The organism is Streptomyces flavidovirens DSM 40150 (genome assembly GCF_000429085.1).
Classification (GTDB): domain Bacteria; phylum Actinomycetota; class Actinomycetes; order Streptomycetales; family Streptomycetaceae; genus Streptomyces; species Streptomyces flavidovirens.
In genome coordinates this window covers 327,510-345,245 of the sequence record NZ_AUBE01000001.1, presented here as the reverse complement: position 1 = coordinate 345,245, position 17,736 = coordinate 327,510, and the positions used below count along the sequence as shown (strand labels likewise).

General features: G+C 66.3%; 15 protein-coding genes and 1 pseudogene. 5 read left to right on the top strand and 11 right to left on the bottom strand.

Features of this window, described 5'->3' with window-relative positions; genetic code table 11:
* Nucleotide 1 precedes the first annotated feature (1 nt).
* From G412_RS0101605 to G412_RS0101595, 3 genes are all read left to right on the top strand, one after another.
* The gene (locus tag G412_RS0101605; RefSeq protein WP_028810531.1) at nt 2–667 is read left to right on the top strand and encodes a potassium-transporting ATPase subunit C; all 666 of its coding nucleotides are present in this window, start codon (nt 2–4) and stop codon (nt 665–667) included.
* A gap of 89 nt (nt 668–756) precedes the next feature.
* Nucleotides 757–1,461 (top strand): response regulator, encoded by a 705-nt coding sequence (locus G412_RS0101600; protein WP_028810530.1) that lies wholly within the window; start codon nt 757–759, stop codon nt 1,459–1,461.
* 36 nt (nt 1,462–1,497) lie between these two features.
* Nucleotides 1,498–4,041 (top strand): sensor histidine kinase, encoded by a 2,544-nt coding sequence (locus G412_RS0101595; protein WP_028810529.1) that lies wholly within the window; start codon nt 1,498–1,500, stop codon nt 4,039–4,041.
* 374 nt (nt 4,042–4,415) lie between these two features.
* Here G412_RS0101595 and G412_RS40680 read toward each other — a convergent pair.
* Nucleotides 4,416–4,630, bottom strand: a pseudogene (locus G412_RS40680) (DNA-binding protein); the annotation flags it as partial.
* Between the two features lie 140 nt (nt 4,631–4,770).
* On the opposite strand from G412_RS40680, the gene G412_RS37590 reads away from it, so the two are divergent.
* Nucleotides 4,771–5,850 (top strand): DUF4365 domain-containing protein, encoded by a 1,080-nt coding sequence (locus tag G412_RS37590; protein WP_078606721.1) that lies wholly within the window; start codon nt 4,771–4,773, stop codon nt 5,848–5,850.
* A gap of 297 nt (nt 5,851–6,147) precedes the next feature.
* On the opposite strand, the gene G412_RS0101585 is transcribed toward G412_RS37590, so the two are convergent.
* From G412_RS0101585 to G412_RS0101560, 7 genes are all read right to left on the bottom strand, one after another.
* A complete protein-coding gene (locus G412_RS0101585; RefSeq protein WP_028810527.1) occupies nt 6,148–6,525 on the bottom strand; it encodes a hypothetical protein in 378 nt (125 codons plus the stop codon).
* A gap of 111 nt (nt 6,526–6,636) precedes the next feature.
* Nucleotides 6,637–7,896, bottom strand: coding sequence for a hypothetical protein (locus G412_RS39530; RefSeq protein ID WP_157839042.1), 1,260 nt, complete (start codon nt 7,894–7,896; stop codon nt 6,637–6,639).
* A gap of 171 nt (nt 7,897–8,067) precedes the next feature.
* The gene (locus G412_RS0101580; RefSeq protein ID WP_028810526.1) at nt 8,068–8,397 is read right to left on the bottom strand and encodes a MazG-like family protein; all 330 of its coding nucleotides are present in this window, start codon (nt 8,395–8,397) and stop codon (nt 8,068–8,070) included.
* A 26-nt stretch (nt 8,398–8,423) separates the two neighbouring features.
* The gene (locus G412_RS0101575) at nt 8,424–9,746 is read right to left on the bottom strand and encodes a UDP-glucose dehydrogenase family protein (protein ID WP_028810525.1); all 1,323 of its coding nucleotides are present in this window, start codon (nt 9,744–9,746) and stop codon (nt 8,424–8,426) included.
* 107 nt (nt 9,747–9,853) lie between these two features.
* Nucleotides 9,854–11,086 (bottom strand): SIR2 family protein, encoded by a 1,233-nt coding sequence (locus G412_RS0101570; RefSeq protein ID WP_028810524.1) that lies wholly within the window; start codon nt 11,084–11,086, stop codon nt 9,854–9,856.
* 391 nt (nt 11,087–11,477) lie between these two features.
* Nucleotides 11,478–11,924 (bottom strand): hypothetical protein, encoded by a 447-nt coding sequence (locus tag G412_RS40675; RefSeq protein WP_244282818.1) that lies wholly within the window; start codon nt 11,922–11,924, stop codon nt 11,478–11,480.
* Between the two features lie 55 nt (nt 11,925–11,979).
* Nucleotides 11,980–13,209 carry a helix-turn-helix domain-containing protein gene (locus G412_RS0101560; RefSeq protein ID WP_028810522.1) on the bottom strand — a complete coding sequence of 410 codons (1,230 nt, stop codon included), beginning with the start codon at nt 13,207–13,209 and terminating at the stop codon, nt 11,980–11,982.
* Between the two features lie 299 nt (nt 13,210–13,508).
* On the opposite strand from G412_RS0101560, the gene G412_RS0101555 reads away from it, so the two are divergent.
* Nucleotides 13,509–14,351 (top strand): NAD(P)-dependent oxidoreductase, encoded by an 843-nt coding sequence (locus tag G412_RS0101555; protein ID WP_028810521.1) that lies wholly within the window; start codon nt 13,509–13,511, stop codon nt 14,349–14,351.
* Between the two features lie 35 nt (nt 14,352–14,386).
* On the opposite strand, the gene G412_RS0101550 is transcribed toward G412_RS0101555, so the two are convergent.
* The 3 genes from G412_RS0101550 to G412_RS0101540 form a co-directional block, all read right to left on the bottom strand.
* Nucleotides 14,387–16,087 (bottom strand): relaxase/mobilization nuclease domain-containing protein, encoded by a 1,701-nt coding sequence (locus tag G412_RS0101550; RefSeq protein WP_028810520.1) that lies wholly within the window; start codon nt 16,085–16,087, stop codon nt 14,387–14,389.
* Nucleotides 16,084–16,608, bottom strand: a complete 525-nt coding sequence (mobC, locus tag G412_RS32875; RefSeq protein ID WP_037647468.1) for a plasmid mobilization relaxosome protein MobC — start codon at nt 16,606–16,608, stop codon at nt 16,084–16,086. The genes G412_RS0101550 and mobC overlap by 4 nt, the downstream gene beginning before the upstream one ends.
* A gap of 224 nt (nt 16,609–16,832) precedes the next feature.
* A complete protein-coding gene (locus tag G412_RS0101540) occupies nt 16,833–17,600 on the bottom strand; it encodes a DUF2637 domain-containing protein (protein ID WP_028810518.1) in 768 nt (255 codons plus the stop codon).
* Nucleotides 17,601–17,736: the final 136 nt, after the last annotated feature.

The window sequence follows — 17,736 nt, the reverse complement described above, 5'->3', positions numbered from 1 at the left end:
CATGAACAACTCCCTCGGAAACACAGCCCGGTTGATCGGGGCGGGCCTGCGCGCCCTTCTGGTACTGACCCTCGTGTGCGGCGTGATCTATCCGCTCGCGGTGACCGGAATCGCCCAGGGCCTGTTCAACGACAAGGCCAACGGCTCCGAGATGACCGCGGGTGGCAAGGTTGTCGGCTCCGAACTCATCGGGCAGACCTACAACCGGCCGTTGAAGCCGGGCGAGGAGACACCGTCGCCCGACCTCAAGTGGTTTCAGCCACGCCCCTCCAACGGCCTCGGCGCGAACAGCGTCAACACCCAGTACAAGCTGATCCTCTCCGGCGCCACCAACCGCTCCGGTGACAACGAGGAACTCATCCAGTGGGTCAAGGACGCCAAGGCAGCCGTCGTCAAGGACAACTCAACGGCCGGCTACAAGGTCAAGCCCTCCGATGTGCCGGCCGAAGCCGTCACCTCCTCGGCCTCGGGCCTGGACCCGCACATCTCCCCGGAGTACGCCGAACTCCAGGCCCACCGCGTCGCGGAGAAGAACCACCTCGACGTCAAGCAGGTGCGGAAGCTGGTCGCCGACCACACCGACGGGCGGATCCTGGGCTTCATGGGCGAACCCCGCGTGAACGTCCTCCAGCTCAACATCGCCCTCAAGGAACTCACCGAGAAGTGACCGTGCATCGCGTCCCGGTCAGTGGGTCACCGGCCCGCTGACCGGGACCGCACGGTCCGTCACCGCACATCAAGAAAGGCGGCACGCCGATGACCCGGGTGCTGGTGGTCGAGGACGAACCACAGCTCGTACGGGCGCTCGTCATCAACCTCAAGGCACGCCAGTACGAGACGGACGCCGCGCCCGACGGGGCCACAGCCCTGCGGCTCGCCGCCGCGGCTCCGCCCGATGTCGTACTGCTGGATCTCGGGCTGCCGGACATGGACGGCATCGAGGTGATCAAGGGACTGCGCGGCTGGTCCCGCGTACCGATACTCGTCGTGTCCGCCCGCCGGACCTCCGACGAAAAGGTCGAGGCGCTCGACGCCGGTGCCGACGACTACATCACCAAGCCGTTCAGCATGGACGAGTTACTGGCCCGGCTCCGTGCCGCCGTCCGGCGCACGGAGAAGGCGGCATCCGCGAGCGACGACACGGCGATCGTCACCGCCGGGGACTTCACCGTCGACCTGCTCGCCAAGAGGGTCAAGCGGGACGGCCGCGACGTGCGCCTCACTCCCACCGAATGGCACCTGCTGGAAGTGCTGATCCGCAACCACGACCGGCTGACCACCCAGAAACAGCTACTCCAGGAAGTCTGGGGCCCCTCCTACGCCACCCAGACGAACTATCTGCGTGTCTACATGGCCCAGCTCAGGCGCAAACTCGAAGCAGACCCCTCGCACCCGCGGCACCTCATCACCGTGCCCGGCATGGGATACCGCTTCGAGCAGCGACCGAGTCCGGCACGGTAACCCCTCGACCAGCAAAGATCGGAACGTTCGGAAACCATGGGACGCGGCAAGCTCCGGATCTACCTCGGCGCGGCACCGGGCGTCGGCAAGACGTACGCGATGCTCTCCGAGGCACACCGCCGTGTCGAGCGCGGCACCGACTGTGTGGTGGCCTTCGTGGAGTGCCACGGCCGGGCGCGTACCGAGGTGATGCTGCACGGCCTCGAACAGATACAGCGCAAGCAGTTGGCCTACCGGGGCGCCGTGTTCACCGAGATGGACGTGGACGCCGTCCTGCAACGCCGCCCGGCCGTCGCCCTCGTCGACGAGCTCGCTCACACCAACGTTCCCGGTTCACGCAACGCCAAGCGCTGGCAGGACGTGGAGGAGCTGCTGGCAGCCGGGATCCACGTCGTCTCGGCCGTCAACATCCAGCACCTGGAGTCCCTCGGCGACGTGGTCGAGTCCATCACGGGCGTACGGCAGAAGGAGACAGTCCCGGACGAGGTCGTACGCCGCGCCGACCAGATCGAGCTGGTCGACATGTCCCCGCAGGCCCTGCGCCGTCGTATGGCGCACGGCAACATCTACAAGTCGGACAAGGTCGACGCGGCCCTCTCCAACTACTTCCGGCCCGGCAACCTCACAGCACTGCGCGAACTCGCCCTCCTGTGGACCGCCGACCGGGTCGACGAATACCTCCAGGAGTACCGGACCGAGCACCGCGTCTCGAAGATCTGGGGCTCCCGCGAGCGCATCGTCGTCGGCCTGACCGGTGGCCCCGAGGGGCGTACGCTCATCCGCCGCGCCGCCCGGCTGGCGGAGAAGGGGGCCGGCGGCGAAGTGCTCGCCGTCTACATAGCGCGTAGCGACGGCCTCACCGGCGCCTCGCCCAAGGAGCTTGCCGTCCAGCGCACTCTGGTCGAGGACCTCGGTGGCACCTTCCACCACGTCATAGGCGACGACATACCGTCCGCGCTGCTGGACTTCGCGCGGGGGGTCAACGCGACCCAGATCGTGATGGGCGTCAGCCGCCGCCGGACCTGGCAGTACCTGCTCGGCCCCGGCGTCAGTGCCACCGTCGCGCGCGAATCCGGACCCGACCTCGACGTCCACATCGTCACCCACGAAGAAGCCGCCAAGGGCCGCGGACTGCCCGTGTCCCGCGCTGCCCGCCTCGGCCGCGCCCGCGTCATCTGGGGCTGGCTGACCGGAATCGCCGGCCCTGCCCTGCTTGCCCTCCTCCTGACGCACATCGACGTCGACCTCGGCCTCGCCAACGACGTACTGCTGTTCCTGTCGCTGACCGTGGCCGCTGCCATGCTCGGCGGGCTGCTCCCCGCCCTGGCGTCGGCGGCCTTCGGGTCGCTGCTGCTGAACTGGTTCTTCACGCCGCCGCTGCACCAGATCACGATCGCCGATCCCAAGAACATCGTCGCCCTGGTGATCTTCTTCGGTGTCGCGGTCGCCGTGGCCTCCGTGGTCGACCTGGCCGCCCGCCGCACCCACCAGGCATCCAGGCTGCGCGCCGAGTCGGAAATCCTGTCCTTCCTCGCGGGCAGCGTCCTGCGCGGCGAGACGACCCTGGACGCCCTCCTGGAGCGGGTACGGGAGACCTTCGCCATGGACTCCGTGGCGCTGCTGGAGCGCGCGAGCGACGTCGAGCCATGGACCTGCGCCGGAAGCGTCGGCCGTAACCCGGTCGGCCGCCCGGAAGACGCGGACGTGGACATGCCGGTCGGCGACCACATGGCGCTCGCCCTTTCGGGGCGGGTCCTGCCTGCCGAAGACCGCCGGGTGCTCGGAGCCTTCGCCGCCCAGGCAGCCGTCGTACTCGACCGCCAGCGCCTCCAGCACCAGGCCGATCAGGCACGCGATCTCGCCGAGGGCAACCGCATCCGCACCGCCCTGCTCGCCGCCGTCAGCCATGACCTGCGCACCCCGCTGGCCGCGATCAAGGCATCGGTCACCTCGCTGCGTTCCGACGACGTGGAGTGGTCGCCGGAGGACCAGGCCGAGCTGCTGGCCGGCATCGAAGAGGGTGCGGACCGCCTGGACCACCTGGTCGGCAACCTCCTCGACATGTCCCGACTCCAGACCGGCACCGTCAAGCCGATCATCCGTGAGATCGACCTGGACGAGGTCGTGCCGATGGCCCTCGGCGGCGTACCCGAGGACAGTGTCGTCCTGGACATCCCGGAGGACCTGGCCATGGTGAGGGTCGATGCCGGCCTGCTGGAACGGGCCGTCGCCAATATCGTCGAGAACGCGGTCAAGTACAGCCCCGACGGCGAACCGGTCCTGGTGTCGGCCAGCCCGATTGCCGACCGCGTCGAGGTCCGTGTCGTGGACCGGGGTCCCGGCGTCCCCGACGACGCCAAGGACCGCATCTTCGCCCCCTTCCAGCGCTACGGCGACGCCCCGCGCGGCGCCGGAGTGGGCCTCGGCCTCGCAGTCGCCCGCGGCTTCGCGGAAGCCATGGGCGCCACGCTGAACGCCGAGGACACCCCAGGCGGCGGCTTCACGATGGTGCTCAGCCTGCCCTCGGCATCCGCCCACGCTCCGGCCCGCCTCGACACCCCGTCAGGCACCACGCCATGACGAGTGCCGCCGGCCGGGCTTCCCCGATGACCCGCGCCACCCGATGCCGACGGCGGACGGCGGGGTCGGCCTCGGTGCGTAGCTCGGTAATAAACAAGGCCCTGGTCGCTGACCAGGGCCTTGTTTGTGGAGCGGGTGACGAGAATCGAACTCGCGCTCTGAGCTTGGGAATCAACGGTCTTTCAGCCGCGGAAGGGGTCTGACCTGGGGTTTCTCATGGGTCGGCTTGGACGACCATGGTCTGTGGAAGCTGGACTTGACCGCTGTTGTCCCCTCTGCTGGGCACGGATGGGGCACGAGGGCTGGCAGCGCAACGGACCCCGCCAAGGTGCGTGCTCCGGGTGGGTCGGCGGGTCAGAGAGGCATGACTTGGGGATCTGGTTGCCGTAGAGCTTGGTCATGTCGTCGCTGTCGGACGTCATGAGGGCGCCGGTTTCGGCTGACGCAGGGCGATTTCGGCGACCATGGCGTACTTGTGCTCGTGCAGCCCTCCGCCCTTGAGGAGCTCAGCTGCCGATTACGCCGCCTGTTCGGTGACCGGCTCCACCTCGACATGGGACAGAGTCGAGTTCAGGCGAGGTATACGTGAGGCTCGTCAGTCCCGCCAGCCAATCCGGAACGGCCGAGGACGTGAACTGCAAGCAGGTCCGTGCCCGTGATTCAGACCGACTAGGTCGTTCTTATAGATCTGGCCCAATGGCCTAGTGGCAACCGTAAGCGGTTCTCCGTATGCATACGGTTCCGCTCACTATTCCCGAGTCGCGGTGGCGACTGTATGATCTCGATATTCGATCTACATCAGAATTTTTAAGGGGAGTAGTGTCGCATTTCGGTGATAGTCCCAAGGTGTCAACTAATACTTTCATGGAGAGGAGGGGGGTCAGGAAAGTAGATGAAGTTGTCGGTGAAGCGGGGTGCCTTTGGCGAGAGACGCCAATGCATGATGTAGGGATTGACGGTCAGATCGAATATGTCGATACCGAAGGTCGAGCCACTGGAAGGCTTGTGGCAGTCCAGATCAAGGCGGGATCCTCGTATTTCTCCTCGCGGGCTGACGGCTTCGTTAGATTCAAACCTCATGTCAAACATCGAAACTATTGGGCCTCATTTCCAATCCCCGTAGTTGTTGTTCTCTATCATCCTGACGAGGATCTTGCTATTTGGGTTGACGCTCGGCATCAGCTCCGGGCAAACCTCGACGCCGACCTTAAGGTTTCAGAGAGTCAGCGTCTCAGCGCCAGCACAGTGCTCGAAATTCTCAGCCTCGATGGCGACCTACCTGTGCTTGGGTTCGATCCGGCATGCCTACTAGAAGAGATGCTGGATCAAACGAATGGGTCGCATGGGACTAGTCAATCTTTTTTCGACCTTTTCTTCCATGGCCTAACCGATCTTGGGCACTGTCTATATTTCGGAATGGATCTATTTGATGAAGTCATGAGAGAGAAGGATGTCCATTTGGAGCATCAGGACGAAGTGTTGTCCTGGGGGGCGGCGGACTACGATTTTCTTGATCGGTATGTTTCTTTCCTTCTTGCTCATGACCTGGTCCGACTGGACTTCGATAATCTAAGGAGGAGTACCGAGGACGGCATGATTGGGGTTTTCCTTGCCCCTCTAACACACAAGGGTCGAGCGCTGGTCAAGTCGGCGGATGCGCTCGATAGTGATTTCTTTCCCTCGGTGAGGGGCGGCTATCGTGTGCTCGCTCAAGAGCGGTGGGTCCGCATCCTTTTTCGGGACTCGGGTGTTCGTCTTTTGCACATCGAGCAGTTTAAAGACGCCTTCCGTCGACACTTGAAATTGTAGCGACGCGTCGCGCACGTCATGGATATTCGGTCTACAGCGGGCACCCCTTGATAGGTCCCGTCCGCCTTCGCCAACGAAAGTCAGCCACGACGGAACGCCTGCCAACGGACCACACACGTGTATACCTCGCTGCCTCCCATTGGCCTCAGCCACGCTGCCGGTAGCGTCGACAAGGACAAGCCACTTTGGACCAAGCATGGGGGGTGGGGCCATGAGCGATGAGCGGTTGTGCGTCGCGCTTGTCACGCAGTTAGACGCTCACCCCTGGGGACTCGAGCCATCGCAGGGCCGCACTCGTCAGCTCTCCAAGTGGCGCGCCCATGCAGCCTTAATCTGCTCCCCCTGCTCGGCCGTGATAATTCCAGCCTCCATCGTCACGGTCACGAGATCCGTGCCAGCCGCCAGCTTAACGGCTGTGAACGCATCGCTTATGCGGTCCGAGTTTCGGGGTGTCCCGACGTGCCCAGGGTTTAGGTCGCCAGGGAGGAAGTTCGCCACCTCTCCGTCGTGGCTCTCAAACGCAGCCCTGTCCATCCTTACGTGGACCCGCTTAGTGCCTACAGTGACAACGGTCCCGTGTGACCCATGGTGATACACGGGTCTGTCGCTCGGTCCGCTCACCGTGACCTTGTCGCCCACCTTGAAGCTGCTCAGGGCCCTTCCACTGCTGAACATACGAGTCCCCCTCTAGGACGTGCGCGTCACGGCGCGCTTAACGGTTTCCTCGGCCTCTTCTTCGTCGCCCAAGGACGTGAGGCGTTAGTCGTCCTTGATTTGCCACGCTTATTACCCATTACGCCAGCGGTCAATTACCGGACGCAATATGTTGAACTGGCCGTCAATTTCAATATTCGTCAGCGTTTCACTAAGTGTCTCGCCGAGAACGATTTTACCTAGCAGGTTTCTGCTGAACGGAGTGAATATCGAAGCGTATTCACCGCGTGACGTAGCCGCAAGGATATGGAGTGCCTCTCTGCGATCCCTCCCCCTATCCCGAGCTGGGATTGCTTGCCCGTTTTTATCCAGCTTTACATCCGCCGCATACCAAATTTCATTGAGAAAGGCGATGCCGTCTGCCTTTAGTGATTCTACGCGGTCGGCAACTCGATGCATGGTCAGGTATTTTCCGTTTTGATCAAAAAATACCGGCACCATGGAGTCGATGACCGCGTCATCTCGAAAGAACCAGATGATCGGTACATGCTTTTTGTCACGGACAAGTGCTTTGGCTGCTTGTTCCATAATTCTCGCGGTCACCTCGATCGGGTTCCCCGCCACTTCCATTGTGGTGCCGTATCGTTTTTCTGACCTTTTCGAACTTTCCGGAGTTCGTTCGACGAGGTATGTGACCTCATTGATTCCGTGCCCCGCACCCAAGTCCATGTGCTCCTGGAGCCATCCAGGGTTAATGTCCATGCAGGGAAGTGGTTCCCTCGCAAGCTCAGTTGTGACGCAGGCTGGTTCGCGGGTGCTCAGGCCGCACATCTCTGAGCTTGCCGCAGCGTGCGCGGTAGATATCAAAGCGCTGAGATTCACAAAAACTTCCCGCGTCGCACTCAGGATTTCTCTATCGGGTAGCGCCCTATCTACCCACTGGCGCGAGATTGTAATGACGCCTATCTGGGGGTTCCCGGGGTCGGAAAAGATCGCCGATAGGATTGCTTTCGATGGCATCCGGGGAGGGAACGAGAAGTTCCTCTCCTGCCTCCTTTCCCAATCCCCTACCCAGCGAACCTTTACCTTACTAAGCAGCTCAAGGTCGGATTCTTTTACGATTCTATTTCGAGAACTTACTGACCAGCGCATCAAGGGATTTGATTTCGCGGCTGTTTGGAATTCTGTATACCACTCCTCGAATCGAGGGAGGGTGGATTTCTGCTTTTGCAGCATGAAGGTTACGTTCCGCATGCCCTGCATTAGAGAATTCAGATGCATTCGAAAAGTTTCGGGCTGCATGTAGCTGTCAGCCATTGTGTGCCACATCGCATGGCAATCCATGAGGCGCTTATGTGCTGCAGGGATGGGGCACGTTTCCTTGGCTGTCATGGAGGTATGGTGGCAGATCAACGTACCCAATGGTGTTGTATTTCGGTCTTTGGCATCACTCACCACTCAACGAACGACCGTGACGCCCTGGGGCGCGGCTGCTCGGCTCTGCCGGACGTGGCCGTCGGGCCGCGCTCACCTGGAGTGGCCGACGGCCACGTCCGGAGGGCGTCAGGCCGCAGCAGCGGCCTCACGTCCCCTGCGGGTGCGGTGGCGGAAGATCTCGTCGAAGGTGGCGCGGGCGCCAGTGGGGTCGATGTAGTGCATGGCCAGGAGGGCGGCAATGACGGCGCCGACGAGGTCGTTCTGGACCTCGGACCAGCCGTGGTCGTCGCCGCAGGTGGTGAGGCCCTTCAGGCCGTGGAGGGCGTGCATGGCCTCGCCGGCTTCCTCGGCGACCTTGCCGACCTGGAGGGCTTTGAGCTCCTCGTCGGGGAGGTGGGCGCCTGCCGCACGGCAGACGGCGGAGAGCTTCTCGATGTTGTCCCACAGGGTGTCCACGTCGGACCTCCGATCGATGGGTTCGGCTATTCCTGTGCGGGGCGTCCGAGCTGACGCACGGTCCATCCGGCCATGCGCCAGGCATCGGCGTCGATGAGGTTGCGGAGGTCGACGAGGACCGGGTCCGCGACCAGTGGGGCGAGGGCCTTGGGGTCTGCCTCGCGGAAGTGGGGCCATTCGGTGGCCAGGACGATCAGTTCGGTGCCTTGGATGGAGTCGTCGAGGGTGTCGGCGTAGTCGAGTTCGGGGTTGCGGCGCAGCGCGGTGGGCACGGCGTGCGGGTCGTGGACGGTGACGGTCGCGCCGCGCTGGTGCATGAGGGCGGCGACCGCCAAGGCCGGGGATTCGCGGACGTCGTCGGTGCCGGCCTTGAAGGAGGCGCCCCAGACGGTGATGCGTACGCCGTCGACGGGCCGGCCGAGAGTCTGCTCGATGAGCTTCAGCGCGGCGGTGGGGCGGGATTCGTTGACCTCTTCGGCGGCTCGTAGAAGTGTTGCTGCTTCGGTGGCGCCGAGGGTGCGGGCGGAGGCTGTGAAGGCGCGGACGTCCTTCGGGAGGCAGCCGCCGCCATAACCGGGGCCGGCGTTGAGGCCGCCGCGGCCGATACGGGGGTCCAGGCCGATGGCCTCGGTGAGCTGCTGGACATCGGCTCCGGCGGCGGTACACATGTCAGCGACGCCGTTGATGAAGGAGATCTTCATGCCGAGGTAGGCGTTGGCGGCGCCCTTGATGAGTTCGGCTGTGGCGGGGTCAGTCACGAACAGCGGGACGCCGTTCGCCAGGAGGGGCGCGTAGACCTGGCGTACCGCGTCCTCGGCGCGGGCAGAGGGCACTCCCACGACGATTCGGTCGGGGCGCAGGGTGTCATCGATGGCGTGGCCCTCGCGCAGGAACTCGGGGTTCCAGACGACCTCCACGTCCTCACCGGCCGGGGAGAGCCGACTGAGGAGGGCACCGAGGTCGCGGGAGGTGCCGACGGTGACCGTGGACTTGCCGACGATGACGGTCGGGCGGGTCAGGTGCGGGGCGAGGGCGCGGGCGGCGCCGAAGACCTGCCCGGTGTCGTAGCTCCGTCCGTCCGCGTCGATCGGCGTGCCCACGGCGAGAAAGTGGACGTCGGCGAACTCGGCCGCCTCTTCGAGGCTGGTGGTGAACCGCAGCCGTCCAGTGGCGGTGTGGGTGCTGAGGAGTTCGGGCAGGCCCTCCTCGTAGATGGGGCACTCGCCGGCGTTGAGGCGGTCGATCTTCGCCTGGTCCAGGTCCACGCCGATGACCTCGTGGCCGATCTCGGCCATGGCAGCGGCGTGGGGGATACCCAGGTGACCACAGCCGATGACGGATACGCGCATGGGGTCGACGCTCCTTTCCTTGCCTCTCGCCCGCCCGGGGAGTCCGGGCCGGCCGGGTGCGTCACGCTAGCGCCACCACCCGGCGCGGCCCTCTTCGTGCAGGTGAATCAACCAGCGCGCTGCTTCAGGAGATTGACGAGTGCGGGCAGCGCCTCAGCGGCGGTTGCTCGGCACACCAGGTCACCGTCCTGGGGCCCTTCCAGCGGGTACGGCATGAACTGGCCGTCGTGCCAGAAGCCTTCCGGGTCCAGGTAGACGATCTGCATGCCGCGTGCGCGGGCGCGAGCCTGGACCTTGCGTCGGTCGGCGTGCAGGCCGACGACGAGGAGGGCCTTGGCGCCGTCGACCCATTCGACGTCGGGTACGGCCTGGTCGTAGCGGCGCATGAAGCACTCGTCGAGTCCGGCGCGCGCGGCGAGCACGTCGAAGTTGTTGGTGATGACCGGACCGACGAGGTGCCCGGCGTCCTTCAGCTCCTTCAGTGCCCACATGGCTGGAGTCGGTTCGGCCAGGAAGCAGGCACGGAACATCTCCACGAATTCCGCAGTCTTCTCCTCCGGTTCCGTCAGTACCTCGTGAAGGAGGGTGTCCGCTGTCGGGGAGAGGGTGAAGCGGTGCTCCCGCGGCTCGTGGTCCTGGCGGTCGGTGACCCGGTAGATCTCGTGGAGCCGGTGCAGGGGCGGGATACCCGCCTCGACCGACGTACCGCATCCGATCTCCACCTGGAACGGCCGCAGGTCCGCGAGTGCGGACAGGTCCGGTACGCGGGTCGGCGTGCCGGGGCGGTCTTTGAACCGGATTCCGGTGGAGAGCACGTTCCACGGCAGTTGCCGGACAGCGGGCGGCGCTGCGTAGGACACAGAGGCGATCTGCACGTCCAGGCTCCGGTAGCCGACTGGGAGGATGCGGCCCACAGCGGCGTCCTGGGGGTGGATGTCGTGCTCGGTGATCCGGCACTTCAGATCCCGCCGTGTCCATAAGAATCCACCGGGAGCCTCCTTCCAGCCGCCGGTGGCGAGCGAATCCCACAGGGCGTCGTGGTGCGCGGCGATCTCGTCGGCCGGGGCGGACGCGGAGTGATAGAGGTACAGGTCGGTCAAGCCGATGGCTGGCGCAGCTGTGGTGGGCACCAAGCCGTACCGGTAGCGGTAGTGGATGATCCGCCGTCGAGCGTCGTCGGAGGCCGCCCAGCCGGACTGGCCGGCGGTGGCCTTCTCCTGGGTGCGGCGCCAGATGCCTTCCTCGATGTAGCGGGGTCGGTCGGCGTCGCCGAAGTACGTGTTCCAGACTTGCTGTTGGTCGGGTACGAGCTGGTCGATGACGATGTACGGGATGTCCACGATCCCTCCCTGGAGAATCAGGCGTGGATGTTCCAGATGGCTGACGGGGTGCAGGCCGTCCCGCTCCGGGCAGCCGAAGCCGCGCTGAGCGGGGCGGTTCTTCAGCGCCGCTCGACGAGAGAGCAGCGTGGGAGGCTCCGGCGGTCGAGCGCGGGCAGACGGCCTCGGTGCCGGGAGCGGCCTCAGCGGTCGGAGGGCAGGCTCGCGTCCGGTGCGACGGCGGAGGGCCGGTGGCCAGCGCCTTCGAGGAGAGGGCCAGCGTGCTCACGCAGTGCCCAGGCCGGGCCGACCAGGCCGGCGACAGCCAGGAACGTGAGCGCGATTCGGCCTCCGTGGTCGGACCGTGCGGTTCTGGACGCGGCGTTTCGGGCATGGCGGCGCCGAGCCCCGGTCACGAGGTGCCGCCGAGGGCGCGTTCGTGGGCGTCAAGGAGGCGGCTGGTCTGCGCGTGCAACCGCTCCAGCTCAGCAGAGGTGAGGATGAGCACGCTGTCGAGGGTCGAGCCGTCATCGAAGTGGAACTCGACGGGAACCGACCCTTGCCGGGCCCTCGGGTCGTAGACCGCGTCCCGGCCGGCCAGCAGCGTGGAGTGGGTGGCCTTCACCGGCACGGGCCTGAGCGTCGTCCCGTCGGCGGGCGCGGACCACTGGGTCCCGCCTCCGGGCGGGCGCAGGTGGTAGGTCGTGGCGGAGCCCTCACCAGGGAGGGCGACCACGACCCCCACACGGTCCTCGCGGGCGCTGTCGGCGGCGAGGTCGCCAAGCCGGGGAACGAAGGGAGCTGCGGTACCTAACCCGGCTCCCTGCGAGGGAAGGTGGGGAGAACGTCGTCGCGTCATGCCCTGAAGTTAGGGACAGGGCAACCCTCGAATATGAGCCGGAGGAATACGACCCCTATCCGTCCAGGTGAAAGCGGTCGGACATGCGCCGCAGCTTCTCCCGCGTGACTGCTCGTTCCGCGTAGACGATGCTGCGAAGCGTCGAACGGGCGATGGGGTGGTTCCGTACGAGCTGGGGCGCGATCCGCTCGGCCGTTTCCAACTCTGCCAGGGCCCTTCCCCGGTTCCCGTCCCACAGCCAGGCGCGCGCGACGTCCATGTGGTGGTGTCCCTGCCGGGAGTTGGGCAGTGACCCGACCAGTACTGGGCTGGTACGCCGGTTTATCTCCAGCGCCTTGCCCTGCTCGCCCATTTCCAGGGCCACGCTGATCGCGTGGATCTGCACGTTCCCGGCGGAGAACGTCAGCGAATGCCGGTCGTACACCGGTGCCCCGACATACGCATCCATGCGCTCGGCAGCAGCCTTCGCGTGTCCGATCCGGTCCTCGGCCTCCGAGGCGCGGCCGGCTCGGGCGGCAGAGACCGCAGCCCGCAGCTGCAGCGTGCCCCAGGCCCGCACGGCCAGCGGCTCGCCACGGTCGTACTCCTGCTCCACTGAGGTGATCGCCTTGTCCGAGAGCGTCAGAGCGTCGGTCCAGTCAGCCGTTGCCCACATGTCCCAGACCCTCATCCAGTCGGCGACGGCGGGCAGCACGGGATCTCCCGACAACCTGGCTGACCATGCGGCCCGCTCGCAGGCCATGGCGACCAGTTCGGGGTGCCCGAGGGAGTGGGCGGCGGTGTGTGCGAACTTGCAGCACACGGCGTAGATGGCATACGCCTCCTCCCGCTCGTGTCCCTCCGACTCCTCCGCCAGGGCACGCGCCTCGCGGAACAGGTCCGGGAGAACCCGGAGAATCGCCACGTTGGAAGCGGTGTCCCGCAGACGGTGCAGCCGGGTCACCTCACGCCACAGCTGTGATGCCGGCCGCGGTGCCCCGTCGAAGACGGGGACGAGGTCGTAGCGGCGCAGCTCGCGCAGGATCGATGAGGCGGCAACCTGCCACTGGTTGTCGGCGGGGGAGCTGCTGTACGGGCGCCCGATCAGGTCGTTCGGATGGACGTGCAACTCTGCGGCCACCTGGTTGAGCAGCCCGACCCGGTCCAGCTCGATCAGGCCACGTTCCATCTTCGACACCCAGCCCTGCGACTTCCCCAGGGCCATCGCCAGGTCGGCCTGCGGCATACCCAACCGCAGCCTCGCCCTGCGGACGCGCTTGCCGATCTCCTCGGCTTCCTCCAGCATCAGGACACCTCCCGGCCGCCGGACGATCCGGCGCGATCGCCGGTCTGTCCGTACAGAGTTGGTCTCCAGCACGGTACCCATGACGCGGCTTGCGCGTGAGACGAGCTGCCGGGACAGGAGTGCCACAGCCGTGTTCCCTGTCTCGCCATGAAGGGCCAACACGAGGAAGGGGGAAACTTTGCCTTATCGGCGATCGGCCCGTCCGAGCCAGGTGCCGAGTCCTCCGCCGTTGCTGCTCTACGGCAGCGGATCATGTTGATGAGGAACACACCACGTCGCATTTTCGCCGGAGGCAGCCAGTGACCGTCGTGACCGTCTTGCACCCGGGGTCCATGGGCGCGGCGATCACCGCCGAGCTTGTCGCCGGCGGCCATGAGGTGCTGTGGGTGCCCAAGGAACGCAGTGAGAGCACGCGGCGCCGCGCGAGGGAGGTCCGCGCCACAGCTTGCGGTTCGCTCGCGGAAGCGCTGTCCCATAGCGCGGTCGTTCTCTCGGTCTCCCCACCGCAGGCGGCGGAGGACGTGGCAGCGGCCGTGGCTGCGCACGCCTTCGCTGGGGCGTACGTCGATGTCAATGCCATCAGTCCCCAGCGTGTGCAGCGCATAGCGGAGGAGATCCGCCCCGGCTCCGAGGTCGTCGACGGCGCCGTCTTCGGTCCGCCGCCAGGTGAAGGGCGTACGGCACGGCTTTATCTAGCAGGGGCCGGCCCCGCCGTCGACCTGGTGGAGCCGCTGTTCGCGAACTCTTCGCTGGACGTGCGCCGGGCAGGCGAGACCATCGGTTCCGCTTCCGCCCTGAAGATGGCCTTCGCCAGTTACCAGAAGGCCGCTCGTACTCTCGCAGGGGTCTCCCATGCGCTCGCACACGCCCATGGGGTCGGCGACCAGCTCACAGCTGAAGCCGAGATCATGGTCTCTGCGATCCTCTCCGATCCGGGGTACCTGCCGAGCGTGGCTGCCAGGGCCTGGCGCTGGGCGCCCGAGATGGAAGAGGTCGCCGATACTCTCCGGGCGGCCGACCTGCCCGCCGACATGGCCGAGGCTACGGCTCGGGCCCTTTCGTTCTGGGAGCAGGACAAGGACCAGTACGACTTGCCGGTTGCGCAGGTCCTCTCTCAGCTCCGGTCGGGAAGAACCACTTGACCCCGCTCCCGCTGAAAGTGCCCGCCCAGGGTTGATCACCTCCGCCGAGGCCGAGAGGTAGCGGTGGGTGTGGCCGGTGTCGCAGGCTGCGGGAGAGTTACGGGGCGTAGGACGGTGCTGCGTGCCTGTGCCGCCTGAGCTTGCCGGCTTGGAGCGGGCCTCTGCGAGAGCCGTTGTACGCGCCAGGCCAGTGTGCGTGCTGGGGAGCGGGCGTCGTCGAGGGCGCGTTCGTCTGCCACCTGCTGCAACAGGCGTCCGGGATCGTGGCCTGCGGTCTCCGCGGCGGCCAATGCGGTGGTCAGCGCATCGGTGGCGGGGTCGGCGAGGATGTGGTCGGCGTGTGCGGGGGTGGTCTGGCGGATGAGCTGGGCGTACCGGACTGCGACCTTCTGAGGCGGTCGATGCTGGCCGGCGGCAAGCAGGTGCCCGGATGTTGTTCGCTCGGAGGCGGTCTGGAGGTGGAGCAGAGTCTGGTGGGCGGCTGCGGTCTGCTGGTTGTGCTGTCGTTGGTCGTGCCAGCGGGCGGCGGCGATGACGGCGAGGAGCGCGGCATCGAGGAACATCGCCAGGAGGGCTCCGTCCTTGGGTGAGGGCTCGCGGAGCATGGCCTTCACTGCCCCGCGCAGGGCGCGGGCGTGGTGGTGTTCTGCATGGATACGTGAACGGGTTGCCCGTTCGAAGGCAGAGGCCGCCGCACGGAGTTCGGTACGGATGTCCGGCGGTGCGGTGAGGGCTACGGCGTCGAGTGCTTCGCCGAGGGCGGCCAGGTGGGCCTGGGCGGCTTCGGCGTCCGGTCGGCCGAGGTGGTGGGGGATGCGCTCTGTGGCTGCGGTGGCTTGGTACCACGGATGCGGCCGTAGATGCCCGTTGGGATTGCCTGCAGGGATACCTGCTGCGGCGAGACGGCTCTGGATCTTGGGGAGGGAGAGATCCGGTGACAGCGTGGAGCCGGAGAACCACACCGGTTCTCCTTCGGTGTTCGTGTCGTCTTTCAGGGCGACTTTGTAGCCGCGTGGTTCTCCGGAGGGAAAGTGCAGGACCTCGACGAGGACGCCGTTGGTGCGGGTGAGTAGACCGAGGAACTCCTCGGTGTTGGTGGCGGCAGCCGCTGCTGTGCGGACGAGGGTGCGCAGGCGTACGCGGGCGGGCTTGTCTTGGCCGGTGCGGTGGGCCTTCTCCTGCTCGGCGCGGGTGGGCCGTTTCGCGGCGGTGCGGTCTCCGCGTACGACTTGGAAGAGGCCGTATTCCTTCTCGATGGCTGCGAGTTCGCGGTCAGCGGTGAGGTAGTCGTTCCAGTGGCGTGCGGTGCGCAGGTCGCCTCGGATCTTGGTGGCGGCGATGTGGATGTGGTCGTTGGCATGCCGGACGGCGACCCATCGGCAGCCGTCCGGATCGTCTGTCGGTGCGATGCCGGTTGCTGTGACGACACGGCGGGCGATGTCCGCCCATTCGGCGTCGTCGAGGATGCGGTCGCCGGGTGCTGCGCGGACGGAGCAGTGCCACACGTGCTGCTTCGGGGCCCGGCCGAGTCGCCTGGCCTGCTGGACGCGTAGGTCGAGGTCGGCCACGAGGAGTTTCTTCGTGGCAGCGACGTCGTCGGTGCGGCCGGGGTCGGGCGCGAAGCCGTCCCAGGAGGCGACGAGGTGCGGGTCGGTGTGTTCGTTGGCCCGGCCGGGGCCGTAGAGGTAGCGGATGAGGCCGGCGGTGCTCTTGCCGCTGCTGATCTTTGCGATCACCGTGGCCTCTTTGTGGCGGCGGCCTGGTTGGTGGCGGCTGCGATGTGGCGGACGGTGGTGCCGACTGTGTCGAGAAAGCGTTCCGCACGGTCGAGGAGCGCGGTGTCCCCATGGTGTGGACGGTCGCCGGAGTTGAGCTTCTTGGCGATCTGGTTGATGTTGTGGCCGATCTTGGCGACCTCACCGCGGAGGGCTGTGAGTTCGTCGATGTAGTCGTCGAGCTGGGTGCGCTGGCCGGGCAGCGCGAGGTCTCCGTGGACGTGGGCCATGACGACAGCGCCGACGTAGTGGGCGGCGGCGATGTTCAGCGACCGGGACACGGTGAGGATCTCTGTCTTCTCGTCAGTGCTGTAGCGGACGTCGACGCGTTCTTTGCGCTGGGTCTCTTTGCGCTGACGACGGCGGGCGACTCGGTGCAGTGCGGCGGCTTCGGCGGCGCGCTGCGGCAGCACGGTACGGGTGGCGATGTCGACGGGCTTGTTCCGGTCGGGCGTCCCCTGGCGCCCGAGCTGCTCCGCCACCCCCGGGGCGGAGGCATCTGCGTTGGACCGGCCCATGGACGGTCCAACGCCATACCTTGCTCCGCCTGGTGCCGGGGTGGCGGTCATCTGCTGCTGCGCTGACGAGGGTTCGCGGTCGAGGCCGTGCATGGGGGGCTCCTGCAAGCGGTGGTGGAGGGAGAGGGCCCGTTCCCCCCGTGCTGATTAACGGGAGGAACGGGCTGGGGTGACGTGGGGTGCGAGGTTCAGTCGGTGCTTGTGGTGACGGCGTCGAGTTCGGCCTGCAGCAGGTCCTTGACCTTGTCCAGGCGGGCGCGTGACATGCCGAATCCGTTGTCCCGGATCGCTTTCTCGACGTTGCGGCGGGAAACGCTGTCGCCTCGTCCGAGGGGAGCCGTGCGGCCAATGGCCACGGCCTGCTCCAGGGAAACGCTCGACTGCTTGCCTCCTGACTTACCAGGCTGCTGCGGCACATCCGTGTCCGTGGTGTGTGGTGGCGCGAGCTCACCGACGGTGTGTTCCGCGGCGGGTTCGTGGCGGTCGTCGCTGTTGTGGCGGTCGGTGGCTGTGGGTCGTCGGGCGACGAGGAGGTAGAAGTGGACGGCTCCCGCCAGGGCGAGTGGGGCGATGGCGGAGATGACTCCGACGGTGATGTCGTCGAGGGCGAGGCTGGTGTGGCGGGTCTGCTGGTTGAGGCGAACGGCGTGCAGGACGTTGGCCCAGATGCTTGTGGCGGTGGCGACGCCGACCAGGGCGGAGACGTAGAGGCGGGCGGACAGGGGTGCGGTCCGCAGGATGAGCAGGGCGCCGATCCCGATGGCGATGAACCCGTCAATGACGAGCGGGAAGGCATAGGTGAGCGCCCGGTGGATGTGGCTGGCGGCGGCCATCTGCCGCAGGGCGTCGTAGGACAGTGCGAAGGCGGCCACGGCCAGTAGCGACACACCCGTGCGGATCACGGTGGCCAGCGGCAGCGGGGCAGATGGTGCCGCGGCGATGGTGGGGGAAGACAAAGGGAAATACTCCAGGAGTGCAGCGTGCGGGGTGTGGCTGAGGTGGCACTGAGGGCGGGGACGACCCGTCACGACTTGTCGCGTGCCTGGTCAGGGCTGGTACGAGTGCGGCGGTGGTGACGAGTCGACTCGTCAC

Bases quoted from the DNA above. Each gene is read 5' to 3' on its own strand.
- G412_RS0101605 (WP_028810531.1), top strand. From the start codon at position 2: ATGAACAACTCCCTCGGAAACACAGCCCGGTTGATCGGGGCGGGCCTG.
- G412_RS0101600 (WP_028810530.1), top strand. From the start codon at position 757: ATGACCCGGGTGCTGGTGGTCGAGGACGAACCACAGCTCGTACGGGCG.
- G412_RS0101595 (WP_028810529.1), top strand. From the start codon at position 1,498: ATGGGACGCGGCAAGCTCCGGATCTACCTCGGCGCGGCACCGGGCGTC.
- G412_RS37590 (WP_078606721.1), top strand. From the start codon at position 4,771: ATGCATACGGTTCCGCTCACTATTCCCGAGTCGCGGTGGCGACTGTAT.
- G412_RS0101585 (WP_028810527.1), bottom strand. From the start codon at position 6,525: ATGTTCAGCAGTGGAAGGGCCCTGAGCAGCTTCAAGGTGGGCGACAAG.
- G412_RS39530 (WP_157839042.1), bottom strand. From the start codon at position 7,896: ATGACAGCCAAGGAAACGTGCCCCATCCCTGCAGCACATAAGCGCCTC.
- G412_RS0101575 (WP_028810525.1), bottom strand. From the start codon at position 9,746: ATGCGCGTATCCGTCATCGGCTGTGGTCACCTGGGTATCCCCCACGCC.
- G412_RS40675 (WP_244282818.1), bottom strand. From the start codon at position 11,924: ATGACGCGACGACGTTCTCCCCACCTTCCCTCGCAGGGAGCCGGGTTA.
- G412_RS0101560 (WP_028810522.1), bottom strand. From the start codon at position 13,209: ATGCTGGAGGAAGCCGAGGAGATCGGCAAGCGCGTCCGCAGGGCGAGG.